Source organism: Paenibacillus sp. RC334 (assembly GCF_030034735.1).
GTDB lineage: Bacteria > Bacillota > Bacilli > Paenibacillales > Paenibacillaceae > Paenibacillus > Paenibacillus terrae_A.
Genome location: NZ_CP125370.1, coordinates 5,871,305 through 5,886,519, shown reverse-complemented (window position 1 = coordinate 5,886,519; position 15,215 = coordinate 5,871,305). Strand labels below are relative to the sequence as shown.

Annotated in this window: 8 protein-coding genes and 3 rRNA genes; 2 read left to right on the top strand and 9 right to left on the bottom strand. The window is 47.8% G+C overall.

Annotated elements, in window-relative coordinates:
* Nucleotides 1–123: 123 nt before the first annotated feature.
* Entirely contained in the window at nt 124–309 is a 186-nt protein-coding gene (locus tag QMK20_RS26955; RefSeq protein ID WP_283654038.1) for a sigma factor G inhibitor Gin, read from the bottom strand.
* 404 nt (nt 310–713) lie between these two features.
* Here QMK20_RS26955 and QMK20_RS26950 point away from each other — a divergent pair, with 404 nt between their 5' ends.
* Nucleotides 714–1,238: a hypothetical protein gene (locus QMK20_RS26950; RefSeq protein WP_283654037.1), complete on the top strand. Its 525-nt coding sequence runs from the start codon at nt 714–716 to the stop codon at nt 1,236–1,238.
* 334 nt (nt 1,239–1,572) lie between these two features.
* Here QMK20_RS26950 and QMK20_RS26945 read toward each other — a convergent pair whose 3' ends face one another.
* The 6 genes from QMK20_RS26945 to gyrA form a co-directional block, all read right to left on the bottom strand.
* Nucleotides 1,573–1,992: a hypothetical protein gene (locus QMK20_RS26945; protein WP_283654036.1), complete on the bottom strand. Its 420-nt coding sequence runs from the start codon at nt 1,990–1,992 to the stop codon at nt 1,573–1,575.
* Between the two features lie 230 nt (nt 1,993–2,222).
* Nucleotides 2,223–2,339, bottom strand: a 5S ribosomal RNA gene (gene rrf / locus QMK20_RS26940).
* Nucleotides 2,340–2,493: 154 nt separating this feature from the next.
* Nucleotides 2,494–5,421, bottom strand: a 23S ribosomal RNA gene (locus tag QMK20_RS26935).
* Nucleotides 5,422–5,784: 363 nt separating this feature from the next.
* Nucleotides 5,785–7,342: ribosomal RNA gene (locus QMK20_RS26930) — 16S ribosomal RNA — on the bottom strand.
* Together the 16S, 23S and 5S rRNA genes form the textbook arrangement of a ribosomal RNA operon.
* A gap of 366 nt (nt 7,343–7,708) precedes the next feature.
* The gene (locus QMK20_RS26925) at nt 7,709–8,797 is read right to left on the bottom strand and encodes an HD-GYP domain-containing protein (RefSeq protein ID WP_283654035.1); all 1,089 of its coding nucleotides are present in this window, start codon (nt 8,795–8,797) and stop codon (nt 7,709–7,711) included.
* Between the two features lie 215 nt (nt 8,798–9,012).
* Nucleotides 9,013–11,589, bottom strand: coding sequence for a DNA gyrase subunit A (gene gyrA, locus QMK20_RS26920; protein ID WP_283654034.1), 2,577 nt, complete (start codon nt 11,587–11,589; stop codon nt 9,013–9,015).
* Between the two features lie 469 nt (nt 11,590–12,058).
* Here gyrA and QMK20_RS26915 point away from each other — a divergent pair, with 469 nt between their 5' ends.
* Nucleotides 12,059–12,886, top strand: coding sequence for a YheC/YheD family protein (locus tag QMK20_RS26915; protein ID WP_283654033.1), 828 nt, complete (start codon nt 12,059–12,061; stop codon nt 12,884–12,886).
* 135 nt (nt 12,887–13,021) lie between these two features.
* On the opposite strand, the gene gyrB is transcribed toward QMK20_RS26915, so the two are convergent.
* The gene (gene gyrB / locus QMK20_RS26910) at nt 13,022–14,932 is read right to left on the bottom strand and encodes a DNA topoisomerase (ATP-hydrolyzing) subunit B (protein WP_283654032.1); all 1,911 of its coding nucleotides are present in this window, start codon (nt 14,930–14,932) and stop codon (nt 13,022–13,024) included.
* A 30-nt stretch (nt 14,933–14,962) separates the two neighbouring features.
* Entirely contained in the window at nt 14,963–15,214 is a 252-nt protein-coding gene (gene remB, locus QMK20_RS26905) for an extracellular matrix regulator RemB (protein WP_007433255.1), read from the bottom strand.
* Between the last annotated feature and the right edge of the window lies 1 nt (nt 15,215).

The following is a 15,215-nucleotide window of genomic DNA, read 5'->3' as shown; positions in this document are numbered from 1 at the left end:
GCTTTATATCTTCCCTATTTTATCGTAAAATCAAGCGGAATCCTACTTTTACTCACAGAAAAAAAAGCCCGTACCGACAGGCCTTGGAATACTAACCCTTTAAAGACTTGCTGACAAAGGATATTATGCATTTTTCTGTACCCAAATTTGCTTTAGTTGATCAATAAAAAAATGATATTTGGCGTCTGTCGCATCCGTGCGTACCATTTCAGCTTCACACGCATCGCAGATAAACTCGGAAACGATATAGATGCCTTCATGCTTGTGTTGTCCGCATATAATGCAGCGGTGGCCGCCTTGATCATGCATATCCATCCCACCCTTGTTTCTTTTACTATTAGTATGGGGCACTTTCTACTATTTTAAACCTTTTCATAGCCCAGCTCGACGATATACTCTATATATATTCCACGTGAGCCCTTATGGTGTTTGTACCGACATGTTTAAAAAACAGCCTTCTATGCCGATATAATAAGAAAAGCTCCTACATATGGATACCCTTTCATTGGAGCCGTTTCATACTTCATTCGTAATAGCTTTTCCCTGTAATTATAGAATAGGTTGGCTCACACTAGAAGCCGATCATTCTATAGCCTTACCCAAGCAATTTAGTGCTTGTCAGAGCCGCATGAGCGCAGCACCGTCCCTTTTTCCGGCTGTGGGCGGTCGAGAAGCCATTTGTGATGCAGTAGATTAATGAAAGGACTGTTTGCATGACAGAGGAAACCGGAACCAAAGCTACCTACTATCACTACAAGCTCATTAAAAAAATCAGTATTCCGCGTCAGCTGATATGGAGTCACATCTCGTTGCCTGTTATTATGCTTCTTTTCCTGCTTCTTGCCTTTTCATGGACTAGCCTGTTTTTGTTTGCTCTAGCTTTCTTCCTGACCTTATGGGTACACTTCGTGATCTCCCGATCTGTACTGTTCATAAGCAAAACATCCTTCCGCAAGCGCTGGGCATTTCACCGCAAGCTGCCTTGGCTGGGTTATATGACAGACCAGTACATAGGCTACGGCCTCTTTCGCCGTGTGCATATACATACGCTATGGATCGGCATCTGCTTGTCCGCTGTATTCATTCTCTGGTCTCCGCCAGCCTTTACTGTATCCTTGCTCTTTTGGCATCTGTGGCTTATTGCACCGCGCCTATACATCCTGAGCCGTCTTACAGGCGAAAGGAAAGATGGCATGTTGAAGTTCACCGATGAAGATGCCTCATATTATCAGCAGTAGACTAGCCATTCATCTATCAGATAGAAGCTTATACCTGATCTGGCATATCTCCGATGAGCTAGAACCGCATATTAAAAAAGGAGCAGCCCTATAAGGTTGTTCCTTTTTATTTCCCTCACCATTCCACACTACCATCTTTAACACTCTAATATACCAATCAATATAAAAAAGGAAGCCCCATCTACTTAACAGCAGTTTTGAGTGCTTCCTTATATCCAGCTTTATCGTTCATTATACACAGCATCTTATCTGCTACATTCGAGGTCGCTTGTGACTTACCTAAAGCAGCCCTATGTCCGTAGCCCCCTGTATCCAGGTCGAGAACCGCGAATTACTAATTAAGATCTACACTTTTGCTTTTCGCAGCAGCTTTACCATCCTTCGGGACCAATACAGTAAAAGAACCATCATGCACAGACAAGTGCACCATAAGTTTATTTTTCAGGAATACTTTTTGATTAAAAGTTGATAGATTCGGTTCTTCCGTCCAGCCCCAGGCTGCAATTTCCTCCAGATAGGGAGCAGGCAAGCTATCACTTTCCTTCAAAGCCGGTAATGCATAGCGTACATAGTCCATGTCTGAGTTACTGCTAGCCCGATCAGTTTTACTCGCTTCTTTAGGGACAGGAAACGTTTTTTCGTTCGCTGCACCCTCAAACGATGTCCAAGAAGGCTCCTCTGTCCCGCACCCGGTAAGGATCGCGACAGCGACACTGAATAGCACCAATAGAGCAAGCCATTTATTTCGCCGCATGATCTTCCCTCCTTACCAGCTTGATTCACTATACAAACCCAATTCAAGAATTTGCATAATTCTGCAAGAACGCAGCGTGTGTATATGGGATTCAGTACCTATATTATACCGGGTTTCCAATAACATTCCGTAACAAAAATGTTACCTTCCTTTTGTAAGAGCATTTCTAAAATATACGTACGCAAAAAAAGAACCACAATCTCAAGGAGATCATGGTCCTTCTTTCTTTTGCTTGGCGACGTCCTACTCTCCCAGGACCCTGCGGTCCAAGTACCATCGGCGCTGGAGGGCTTAACGGTCGTGTTCGGGATGGGTACGTGTGGAACCCCTCCGCTATCGCCACCAAACATGAATTTGTAAAACAAATTCTTCCGTATGGATATTCAGTTCATCACTAATCGTGTAAATGAATAGCCATGCGCTTATCGTATGTATCTTCTACATACCTTCAAGGTGTTACACCCTGAAAACTGGATCCGAAACTCCATTGCGTCTTATACTTAGGATAAGCCCTCGACCGATTAGTATTGGTCAGCTCCATGCATTACTGCACTTCCACCCCCAACCTATCTACCTCGTCGTCTTCAAGGGGTCTTACTATTTGGGAAATCTCATCTTGAGGGGGGCTTCACGCTTAGATGCTTTCAGCGCTTATCCCTTCCGTACATAGCTACCCAGCGGTGCTCCTGGCGGAACAACTGGTACACCAGCGGTACGTCCATCCCGGTCCTCTCGTACTAAGGACAGCTCCTCTCAAATTTCCTACGCCCACGACAGATAGGGACCGAACTGTCTCACGACGTTCTGAACCCAGCTCGCGTACCGCTTTAATGGGCGAACAGCCCAACCCTTGGGACCTACTTCAGCCCCAGGATGCGATGAGCCGACATCGAGGTGCCAAACCTCCCCGTCGATGTGGACTCTTGGGGGAGATAAGCCTGTTATCCCCAGGGTAGCTTTTATCCGTTGAGCGATGGCCCTTCCATGCGGTACCACCGGATCACTAAGCCCGACTTTCGTCCCTGCTCGACTTGTAGGTCTCGCAGTCAAGCTCCCTTCTGCCTTTGCACTCTTCGAATGATTTCCAACCATTCTGAGGGAACCTTGGGGCGCCTCCGTTACTCTTTAGGAGGCGACCGCCCCAGTCAAACTGCCCACCTGACACTGTCCTCGTACCGGATCACGGTACCAAGTTAGAACCTAGATACGATCAGGGTGGTATCCCAAGGATGCCTCCTCTCAAGCTGGCGCTCAAGTCTCTTAGGCTCCCACCTATCCTGTACAGATCGTACCCAAATTCAATATCAAGCTGCAGTAAAGCTCCATGGGGTCTTTCCGTCTTGTCGCGGGTAACCTGCATCTTCACAGGTATTAAAATTTCACCGGATCTCTCGTTGAGACAGCGCCCAAGTCGTTACGCCATTCGTGCGGGTCAGAATTTACCTGACAAGGAATTTCGCTACCTTAGGACCGTTATAGTTACGGCCGCCGTTTACTGGGGCTTCGGTTCATAGCTTCGCCCCAAAGGACTTACCACTCCCCTTAACCTTCCAGCACCGGGCAGGCGTCAGCCCGTATACTTCGCCTTGCGGCTTCGCACAGACCTGTGTTTTTGCTAAACAGTCGCTTGGGCCTTTTCACTGCGGCCCCCTCGGGCTATTCACCCTACCGAGGCACCCCTTCTCCCGAAGTTACGGGGTCATTTTGCCGAGTTCCTTAACGAGAGTTCTTCCGCGCGCCTTAGAATTCTCTTCTCGCCTACCTGTGTCGGTTTGCGGTACGGGCACCTTCTCCTGGCTAGAGGCTTTTCTTGGCAGTCTGAGATCATGACCTTCGCTACTGTAATTTTCGCTCCCCATCACAGCCCAGCCTTACGATGTGCGGATTTGCCTACACACCAGCCTCACTGCTTAGACGGACATCCATCAGTCCGCGTCACTACCCTACTGCGTCACCCCATCGCTCATAACGGATTACGGTGGTACAGGAATTTCGACCTGTTGTCCTTCGACTACGCCTATCGGCCTCGCCTTAGGTCCCGACTTACCCTGAGCGGACGAACCTTCCTCAGGAACCCTTAGGCTTTCGGCGGATCTGATTCTCACAGATCTTTTCGTTACTCATACCGGCATTCTCACTTGAATGCAGTCCAGCGCTCCTTACGGTACACCTTCAACCCGCATTCAACGCTCCCCTACCCCTGATACCTAAATATCAAGCCATAGCTTCGGTGGCGTGTTTAGCCCCGTTACATTTTCGGCGCAGAGTCACTCGACCAGTGAGCTATTACGCACTCTTTCAATGGTGGCTGCTTCTAAGCCAACATCCTGGTTGTCTGTGCAACTCCACATCCTTTCCCACTTAACACACACTTGGGGACCTTAGCTGATGGTCTGGGCTGTTTCCCTTTCGACAATGGATCTTAGCACTCACTGTCTGACTCCCGGAACCAAGTCTATGGCATTCGGAGTTTGACTGAGCTTGGTAACCCTTGCGGGCCCCGCACCCAATCAGTGCTCTACCTCCACGACTCTTATTCCGAGGCTAGCCCTAAAGCTATTTCGGGGAGAACCAGCTATCTCCGGGTTCGATTGGAATTTCTCCGCTACCCCCACCTCATCCCCGCATTTTTCAACATGCGTGGGTTCGGGCCTCCAGTGCGTGTTACCGCACCTTCACCCTGGACAGGGGTAGATCACCCGGTTTCGGGTCTACGTCCACGTACTAACTCGCCCTATTCAGACTCGCTTTCGCTGCGGCTTCAGCTCTTCACCTTAACCTTGCACGGGAACGTAACTCGCCGGTTCATTCTACAAAAGGCACGCCATCACCCATCAATAGGGCTCTGACTTCTTGTAAGCACACGGTTTCAGGATCTATTTCACTCCCCTTCCGGGGTGCTTTTCACCTTTCCCTCACGGTACTGCTTCACTATCGGTCGCCAGGGAGTATTTAGCCTTGGCAGATGGTCCTGCCGGATTCATACGGGGTTTCACGTGCCCCGCACTACTCGGGATCCGTCTCGGAGGGAACGGGTTTTGAACTACAGGGCTTTTACCTTCTCTGGCGGGTCTTTCCAGACCTCTTCATCTAACCGGTTCCTTTGTAACTCCATGTGAGACGTCCCACAACCCCAAGGAGCAAGCTCCTTGGTTTGGGCTAATCCGCGTTCGCTCGCCGCTACTGACGGAATCACTATTGTTTTCTCTTCCTCAGGGTACTTAGATGTTTCAGTTCCCCTGGTATGCCTCTGTTCTGCCTATGTATTCAGCAGAAAGTGACTGTCGATGAAGACAGCCGGGTTTCCCCATTCGGACATCCCCGGATCAAAGCTTGCTTACAGCTCCCCGAGGCTTTATCGTTGTTCGCCACGTCCTTCGTCGGCTCCTGGCGCCTAGGCATCCTCCGTGTGCTCTTTGTAGCTTAACCTAGATTTTTCTTTCAAAGAAAGAAAATATCGATGTTCGATAAAGAATGATGTTTACCAAAGGCAAAATATCTTTCCTTACCTGCTACCTTTATTTCACTTGTTTACACAAGATCAGAGTAAAGGAATATTCTAAAACGCAATTTCGTTTCGGTATCCAGTTTTCAAGGTGCAATACAGTTTCATCGAAACTGTAGCCTGTGTGAATATCGGTCCAACTCAACCGAGTGGATGATATTCATGCAGTATATTGAGAGTTTGAGCTCTCAAAACTGAGCAACGAGTGAGTAACAGGCCTAAACCTGAGTTTTGAAGCTTACGCTTCATATTTGAATGTTTCCGTTGCAGGAAACGATTCTCCATAGAAAGGAGGTGATCCAGCCGCACCTTCCGATACGGCTACCTTGTTACGACTTCACCCCAATCATCTACCCCACCTTCGGCGGCTGGCTCCCTTGCGGGTTACCCCACCGACTTCGGGTGTTGTAAACTCTCGTGGTGTGACGGGCGGTGTGTACAAGACCCGGGAACGTATTCACCGCGGCATGCTGATCCGCGATTACTAGCAATTCCGACTTCATGCAGGCGAGTTGCAGCCTGCAATCCGAACTGAGACCGGCTTTTCTAGGATTCGCTCCAGATCGCTCTTTCGCTTCCCGTTGTACCGGCCATTGTAGTACGTGTGTAGCCCAGGTCATAAGGGGCATGATGATTTGACGTCATCCCCACCTTCCTCCGGTTTGTCACCGGCAGTCTGCTTAGAGTGCCCAGCTTGACCTGCTGGCAACTAAGCATAAGGGTTGCGCTCGTTGCGGGACTTAACCCAACATCTCACGACACGAGCTGACGACAACCATGCACCACCTGTCTCCTCTGTCCCGAAGGAAAGATCTATCTCTAGACCGATCAGAGGGATGTCAAGACCTGGTAAGGTTCTTCGCGTTGCTTCGAATTAAACCACATACTCCACTGCTTGTGCGGGTCCCCGTCAATTCCTTTGAGTTTCAGTCTTGCGACCGTACTCCCCAGGCGGAATGCTTAATGTGTTAACTTCGGCACCAAGGGTATCGAAACCCCTAACACCTAGCATTCATCGTTTACGGCGTGGACTACCAGGGTATCTAATCCTGTTTGCTCCCCACGCTTTCGCGCCTCAGCGTCAGTTACAGCCCAGAGAGTCGCCTTCGCCACTGGTGTTCCTCCACATATCTACGCATTTCACCGCTACACGTGGAATTCCACTCTCCTCTTCTGCACTCAAGCTCCCCAGTTTCCAGTGCGACCCGAAGTTGAGCCTCGGGATTAAACACCAGACTTAAAGAGCCGCCTGCGCGCGCTTTACGCCCAATAATTCCGGACAACGCTTGCCCCCTACGTATTACCGCGGCTGCTGGCACGTAGTTAGCCGGGGCTTTCTTCTCAGGTACCGTCACTCTTGTAGCAGTTACTCTACAAGACGTTCTTCCCTGGCAACAGAGCTTTACGATCCGAAAACCTTCATCACTCACGCGGCGTTGCTCCGTCAGGCTTTCGCCCATTGCGGAAGATTCCCTACTGCTGCCTCCCGTAGGAGTCTGGGCCGTGTCTCAGTCCCAGTGTGGCCGATCACCCTCTCAGGTCGGCTACGCATCGTCGCCTTGGTAGGCCTTTACCCCACCAACTAGCTAATGCGCCGCAGGCCCATCCATCAGCGACAGATTGCTCCGTCTTTCCTCCTCTCCCCATGCAGGGAAAGGATGTATCCGGTATTAGCTACCGTTTCCGGTAGTTATCCCAGTCTGATAGGCAGGTTGCCTACGTGTTACTCACCCGTCCGCCGCTAGGTTGTTTTAAAAGCAAGCTTTTAAAACAACCCCGCTCGACTTGCATGTATTAGGCACGCCGCCAGCGTTCGTCCTGAGCCAGGATCAAACTCTCCATTAAAGACCAACCAAAGCTGGTTTATAGAAAGAGCGATATGCTCATTTTGAAACTGACGAGATAAAATATCTCATTGTTCGCTTCCATTTTATACAGCCTGACGGCATGTACCAAAATCTCAGCGTTGGATTTTGCAAGCAAAATCCGTACTCACTCGTTGTTCAGTTTTCAAAGATCAAACATTTCTTTTTCGCCTCAGGGTTTCTTTCATCCCCTCAGCAACTTTTATAGTATATCATGTATCTCTCAGTTGTGTCAACACTTTTTTTCAAAAGTGTTTTTCGCTCTACTTGATAACACTTGAAGCGACAAGAAATAATATATCATACTTCTATTATATTACGCAACTGTTTTTTTAAAAAAACTTACTTAAGTAACAATACACTCGATATATAGCTCTCTTTGAACCATTAAGTTAATGATTTCCCCGTTTACCTGCACCAACGGACGAGTCGGATGGTCTCGATCAGCAAATATAATTTCCCCTGTACGGTTATCATTGAGACGCACTTTGGTTCCGTTATTGAATTGAGTGAGCTTTTGGATGAAAACCTGTACAACACCCGGGTCCAGCTTACCAAATGATTCTGATTTGATTTGCTCCAGTACCAGATACGGGGATTGTGCTGGTCGGTAGGTCTTCTCCAGTGTCATGGCATGGAATACATCAGCCACTCCAACGATTTTAGCGTAAATATGAATTTGCTCCCCTTTGAGTCGCAATGGATATCCGGTACCATCCACTTTCTCATGATGCTGAAGAGCTGCCAGACGTACTCCTTCATTAATGGCCTTCACATTTTTGAGTAATTGGTAGCCTAATGAAGTATGCTGACGAATTTCTTCCTGCTCCTCCCACGTTAATTTAGAGGGCTTGTACAGAATGGCCGGGTCCATTTTAGCATTACCAATATCATGGAGTAATCCGGCAAAAGCAACCTGCATCCAGTCCTTTTGGGGCAAGCCAATCCATTGAGCAATAGAATACGAAGTCAGAGAGGTTAGTACCGCATTATGAAAAATATAATCAACTTCAATCATGACACGCGGAGTAAACGTCATTACATTATAGCGCTGGATGTATACCAGTAAGGCTTCCAACTGCCCCCGCAACTCATATATAGATAGATTAGATACGAGTACCGATTGGAATGCATTTTTCACGAGCATCACCATTTTGTCGTACTCTTCCTGGAATAAAACGGACTCATCCCGCTCCTCTAACGAAGGGGATTGCGCTTCAGGAGCCCCAACTCGAGCAGTAGCATGATCTTCACCAGCTTTTGTCGAACCATCAGGCCCTACTTCTACTTGCTGGATCAGGAATGCTTGTAAAATCTCCAAATCACGCGGTAGCAAAATACGGCCCTTCGGGAGCAGCAAGCTGCCCATTTCAGTAAATACGTCGCTTTGCAATCTAAGTCCTGCTTTTAATTCGGATACGGGTACTGTTGTCATGGTCAACCTCTCTGTTCTCATAACAGCAGCTCTAGCTGTCAGTTTTTATTATGTCATTATATTACTTGAACCTGATCCTGTACATTCATTTTATATGATTTTTAGCATACTTGCTGTATTCATCTGTCGGCAATAAAAAAAGACTCCCTGACCAATGGCCAAGGAGTCTTCCCCGTCATTTAAAAACCAATACCACTGTTTATATCGGTGGATTGTTACTCGTCCTCAGAAGGCTCCGAATCGTTACCTTGTGTACCTTCTACATCCGTACTAAGTGCTGAATCATCTGGTGATGGAGATGCACCCTCACCAACTTCTAGGTTAGTATCCTGCTCCTCGAGCAATTCATCGAGCAATTCATCCTGCTCCTCATTCTTGTTCGCACGACAAACGGTAGCAACCGAATCATCTTCGCGGATGTTGATCAGCCTTACCCCTTGTGTATTCCGACCCATCGTCGAAATTTCCTCCATGCTGGTCCGAATCAAGGTTCCACTGGCTGTAATGATCATCAGATCCTCTTCGGTTTTTACAACCTTGAGGCCAACAACTGGACCATTTTTATCCGTGACATTAATCGTCTTGATCCCCTTACCTCCACGGCCTTGGATACGGTAATCCAGTACAGGAGTACGTTTGCCATATCCTTTGGCTGTTACGATCAGGATATCCAGGCTGGTATCAACAATATCCATGCCTATTACAGCGTCACTCTTATCGAGAGTAATACCTTTAACCCCAGTGGCACTACGACCCATGGAACGTACATCACTCTCAGGGAAGCGGATAGACATGCCCTGCGCCGTACCAATGATCATTTCCTGCTGTCCATCGGTCAGCTTCACTTCGATCAGGGCATCATCCTCACGCAGGTTGATGGCAATCAAGCCACCCTTACGGATATTAGCGTAGTTATCGAGCGGTGTCTTCTTGATAATCCCTTGCTGAGTAGCAAAGAACAGATAGCTGTCCTCTACAAATTCCTCAATTGGAATAACCGCATTGATCGACTCGCCCTGCTCAATCTGAATCAGGTTAATGATCGGTGTCCCCCGGGCTGTCCGGCTCAGATCAGGAATCTCATAGGCCTTAATCCGATATACTTTACCCTTGTCGGTGAAGAATAACAAATGATGATGTGAATTCGTAATGAACAGATGCTCTACGAAATCCTCATCCTTGGTATCCATCCCCACTACACCACGACCGCCGCGTTTTTGACTACGATAAGTAGTCACGGGAAGACGCTTAATATATCCGGTATGGGTTACAGTAATGATAACATCCTCACGGGGAATAAGATCCTCATCCAGAATACTCTCTTCACCCACTGTAATTTCAGTACGACGTTCATCTGCGAAACGCCCTCTTAGCTCATTAAGCTCTTCGCTGATGATGTTAAGCACCAGATGCTCGTTGGCCAAAATTTCGCGGTATTCCGCAATCTTTTGCAACAACTCATTGTATTCGTTCTCGATCTTCTCACGTTCCAAGCCAGTCAGACGTTGCAGACGCATATCCAGAATGGCCTGAGCCTGCTCAAGAGACAGCGAGAAGCGTTCAATCAGTCCTTCACGCGCTGCTTCTGCGGTCTGTGAGGAACGAATCAATGCAATGACCTCGTCCAGATGGTCAAGGGCAGTGCGCAAACCTTCCAGAATGTGTGCCCTGGCCTCGGCTTTTTTCAGATCAAATTCTGTACGACGACGAATGACTTCAACCTGATGCTTGAGGTAATGATACAAGACATCTTTCAGGTTCAGAATCTTCGGCTCGTTATTTACAATTGCAAGCATATTGATACCGAAAGTGGACTGCATTGCCGTATGCTTAAACAAATTGTTCAGAACAACGTTCGGGTTCACATCCCTGCGCAACTCCATAACGACACGCATGCCTGTACGGTCCGATTCATCCCGCAGATCGGTGATGCCCTCAATACGTTTATCACGTACTAATTCAGCAATTTTTTCGACCAGACGAGCCTTATTTACTTGGTAAGGCAGCTCATGCACGATAATCCGTGCTTTATTGCCAATCTCTTCTATGGTGGTCTTCGCACGCATAGTTACAGATCCGCGGCCAGTCTGGTATGCCTGACGAATGCCCGAGCGTCCCAAAATATAACCTGCTGTCGGGAAATCCGGCCCTTGAATATAATCCATCAGTTCCATCGGTGTAATGTCAGGGTTCTCAATCAGTGCTTGTACACCGTCAATAACCTCTCCCAAGTTATGCGGAGGAATATTAGTAGCCATTCCGACCGCAATCCCGCCGACGCCGTTCACTAGCAAGTTAGGATAACGTGCAGGCAACACGACTGGCTCGTTCTCCTCACCATCGTAGTTCGGCATAAAATCAACGGTCTCTTTGTTCAGATCACGCAGCATTTCCATCGCGATCTTCGACAATCGCGCTTCCGTGTAACGCATCGCAGCCGCCATATCTCCATCAACGGAGCCAAAATTACCGTGTCCGTCCACCAGCATATAACGCAAAGAAAAATCCTGCGCCATCCGAACCATCGTATCGTATACAGCCGTATCACCATGAGGATGATATTTACCAATAACTTCACCGACGATTCTTGCCGATTTTTTGTATGGCTTGTCTGGCGACATGCCTAGCTCGGACATCGCAAACAAAATACGGCGGTGTACCGGCTTCAGTCCGTCCCGCACATCAGGCAAGGCACGGCTAACAATAATACTCATGGCATAATCCATAAAGGATTCGCGCATTTCCACTCCGATATCCCTGTTGATGATTTGCGAGTTTTTTTGATCCGCCATGCTGGTCCTCCTTCTCATCCTTCAATACATTGCTCTCTATGTGAAAAGCCTAACAAGACACTGCCTATATACTCCGCTCTGTGCGCAGGATTTTGGCTGAAATCCTCATCTGTATAATTATATTACTTTCACAAAAAGAGCACAATTAAACACATCTGTCCGCTTTACAGCGTAAAACCCTCAGAAGTTGCCCTTCTATGAGCAGCAGATGGCTAATGCATCGTACGGCTCACAGGTCCTGATCATGACAAATTCCCCCGAACTGGGGATTAGCCCCCACCCTGAAGGCCTTTTCCACATACAATACGTATACGGTCAGGGTTAACTGAGCACAATTCCGAAAAAACGCCGTATTTCTCTATTATATCATTGTTTTAAGCACTTGTCCTTTAGTTTCCCTTGTTTTGTTCAAGCGTTTTGAATTCCATGGAACGTGACTTACATTTTCAAAAGAAAGGGATGAGAATACTTGTCTATTCAACGAGTATCCAGTAAGTGGACCAAAACAAATGTCATCCTCCCCAATCCGTCGTTGTCCACTTATGTACCAGAAACACGTTTGTATGCAATGGAACACTTGAATGAAATGTTGGCAGTGTACGGAACCGTCTATATTAAGCCGGATAACGGTACTTATGGGAAAGGGGTTATGCGCGCAGAAAGACTCACTGAACCGCTTCCGCCGACTGAAGAGGGAATTATCGGGGAAAGAACGTGGTACATCCTTCGTTATGAGGTAGAGACCCACACCTTCGAAAATCCGGAAGACCTGCATAAAGCAGTTTCTCATCGCATACGGAAGCGCCCTTATCTAATTCAACGAGGAATCCCCCTTCTTCATCATGATGCGTGTCCCTTTGATCTACGGGTATTAACACAGATGAACTTGAGAAAGCAATGGGAGACAACGCTCATCATAGGACGTGTAGCTGCTCCTGACAAAGTCGTCACCAATCACCACAGCGGGGGCACAGTGCGCTTTTTCAATGAACTAGTAGCCCCATATCTGGATGTAAAGGAAGCGGTACGACTGGAGCAAAAACTATCGAAAATGGGCGAACGGGTAGCTTGGCAGCTACAAAAAAGATATCCTCGTTTGAGGGAAATTGGATTGGATATAGGACTGGATCAGCAAATCTATCCGTGGATTTTGGAAGTGAATACGAGACCAGCCATTAAAGTGTTCTCTTCCCTGCCCAACAAAAGCCTATATCATAAAATATTCAGGTATGCTGTAGGCTACGGCCGTTATACAGCATCCACGGGTAAACCTGCACGCACTAAGAAAAAGGCGTAAAGCTTTGATATTAAATATTCAAATTCTCCCCGACGGGTTAATGACAGGAAAAGGGACGCTCAATCTGAGCGCCCCTTGGCAAAATCCATCAATGAAAGCAGTTAATACAGCCGTCCATGATGGAATAGTGTAAATTTAAACATCAAGATTTTTCACGTACTTGGCGTGCTCCTGAATAAAGTCGCGACGCGGTTCAACATTATCGCCCATTAGGGTATCGAACATCGTATCAGCCAGCATTGCATCACTGATGGTAACTTGAAGCATTGTACGGCTCTCTGGGTCCATTGTCGTTTCCCACAACTGGGTTGCGTTCATTTCACCCAAACCTTTATAACGCTGTACGTTGTACTTCGCATTTTCTCCGAATTCACTGATGATAGCATCACGTTCGGCTTCAGAGTTTGCATAACGTACGACCTTATTGCGCTCTACCTTAAACAGCGGCGGCTGAGCAATATAGACATAGCCGGCGTCAATAATTTTACGCAAGTACCGATAAAAAAATGTCAGCAACAGCGTCCGAATATGGGCTCCATCGACGTCCGCATCGGTCATAATAATGACCTTGTGATAACGAGCTTTAGCAATATCGAAATCGTCGCCAATCCCCGTTCCCATAGCCGTTACCATTGACCGAATTTCATCACTGGACAAAATACGATCCAAACGTGCCTTCTCGACGTTCAGGATTTTACCGCGAATCGGCAAAATAGCCTGAAAGTGACGATCACGGCCTTGCTTGGCCGATCCGCCCGCTGAATCGCCTTCGACGATGTACAGTTCGCTAATCGACGCATCCTTGGAAGAACAGTCTGCCAGCTTACCTGGGAGGGAGCTGATTTCCAGCGCACTTTTACGACGAGTCAGCTCACGCGCTTTACGTGCAGCCTCACGAGCACGGGCTGCTTGTAATGATTTATCAACAACGCGACGGGAGACAGACGGATTTTCCTCCAGAAATTCCTGAAGTTTCTCTGCGAACAGGGATTCGACAATCCCGCGCACCTCACTGTTACCCAGCTTCGTTTTGGTCTGACCTTCAAACTGAGGTTCCGGGATTTTGACGGAGATAATCGCTGTCAGTCCTTCACGCACATCGTCACCCGTCAAGTTGGCGGTGTTGTCCTTGATAAAGCCATTTTTGCGTGCATAATCGTTAATGATCCGGGTCAATGCGCTCTTGAAGCCAGATTCATGGGTGCCGCCTTCATGGGTGTTGATGTTGTTGGCGAAAGAATAAATATTTTCGGTATAGCTGTCGTTATATTGCAGCGCAACTTCGACCTGAATCATATCGCGTGAGCCTTCGACATAGATCGGTTGCTCATGAAGTGCTTCTCTTTTCTGATTCAAAAATTGCACGTATTCACTGATTCCGCCCTCGTAGTGGAACGTATCACTGGCGCCAGTCCGTTCATCGGTCAAGCTAATCGCAATTCCTTTGTTCAGGAAAGCCAACTCACGAATCCGCGTTTGGAGCGTCTCATAGTCATATACGGTCGTTTCTGTAAAAATTTGATCGTCCGGGTAGAACGTCGTTTGGGTACCGGTTTCGTCCGTATCGCCAATGACTCTGACATCATACTGCGGAGCACCGCGATGGTATTCCTGCTCGTACATATGCCCATCCCGTTTGACGTGAACGACCATTTTGCTGGAGAGGGCGTTCACTACGGATACACCAACACCGTGCAGACCGCCGGATACCTTGTACCCTCCGCCTCCGAATTTACCACCTGCGTGAAGCACAGTCATAACGACTTCCAGCGCAGATTTTTTCATTTTGGCGTGTTCGCTTACTGGAATACCGCGTCCGTTATCTGTAACGGTAACGCTGTTATCTTCGTGAACGACAACTTGAATGCTGTCACAATAGCCTGCCAGCGCTTCGTCAATGCTGTTGTCCACAACTTCCCAGACCAGATGATGGAGCCCTTTGGCACTGGTGGAACCGATATACATCCCGGGACGTTTCCGAACCGCCTCCAGGCCCTCCAGGACCTGAATCTCACCCGCATCATAAGACGGTTGATTCATAGACATGCCTTTCACCTACTTCTATAGATTCTATGGTTAAGCATTGGCAACAAACTGGTTTGCCCGCTTTTTGAGAGTTGTTGAGGAGATGGGGGAATAATACACCGTATTTTGAGTCACCACGATGGACTTGGCTTCCTCTTCACCAATCATCTCGACATGCTTTTGCTGTTGGGCGTGGTTCACGTACTGCTTGGAGATTTTAGAGGATTTTTCAATCGAGATATCGAAAATAGCCACAAGCTCTGACGAGCGGATGATTTTTTCTCCACCCAGATGAATATACATA

Excerpts from the sequence above, each read along its gene's own strand:
- QMK20_RS26945 (WP_283654036.1), bottom strand. The coding sequence starts at position 1,992 with ATGCGGCGAAATAAATGGCTTGCTCTATTGGTGCTATTCAGTGTCGCT.
- gyrA (WP_283654034.1), bottom strand. The coding sequence starts at position 11,589 with ATGGCGGATCAAAAAAACTCGCAAATCATCAACAGGGATATCGGAGTG.
- QMK20_RS26950 (WP_283654037.1), top strand. The coding sequence starts at position 714 with ATGACAGAGGAAACCGGAACCAAAGCTACCTACTATCACTACAAGCTC.
- QMK20_RS26925 (WP_283654035.1), bottom strand. The coding sequence starts at position 8,797 with ATGACAACAGTACCCGTATCCGAATTAAAAGCAGGACTTAGATTGCAA.
- remB (WP_007433255.1), bottom strand. The coding sequence starts at position 15,214 with ATGTATATTCATCTGGGTGGAGAAAAAATCATCCGCTCGTCAGAGCTT.
- QMK20_RS26955 (WP_283654038.1), bottom strand. The coding sequence starts at position 309 with ATGCATGATCAAGGCGGCCACCGCTGCATTATATGCGGACAACACAAG.
- gyrB (WP_283654032.1), bottom strand. The coding sequence starts at position 14,932 with ATGTCTATGAATCAACCGTCTTATGATGCGGGTGAGATTCAGGTCCTG.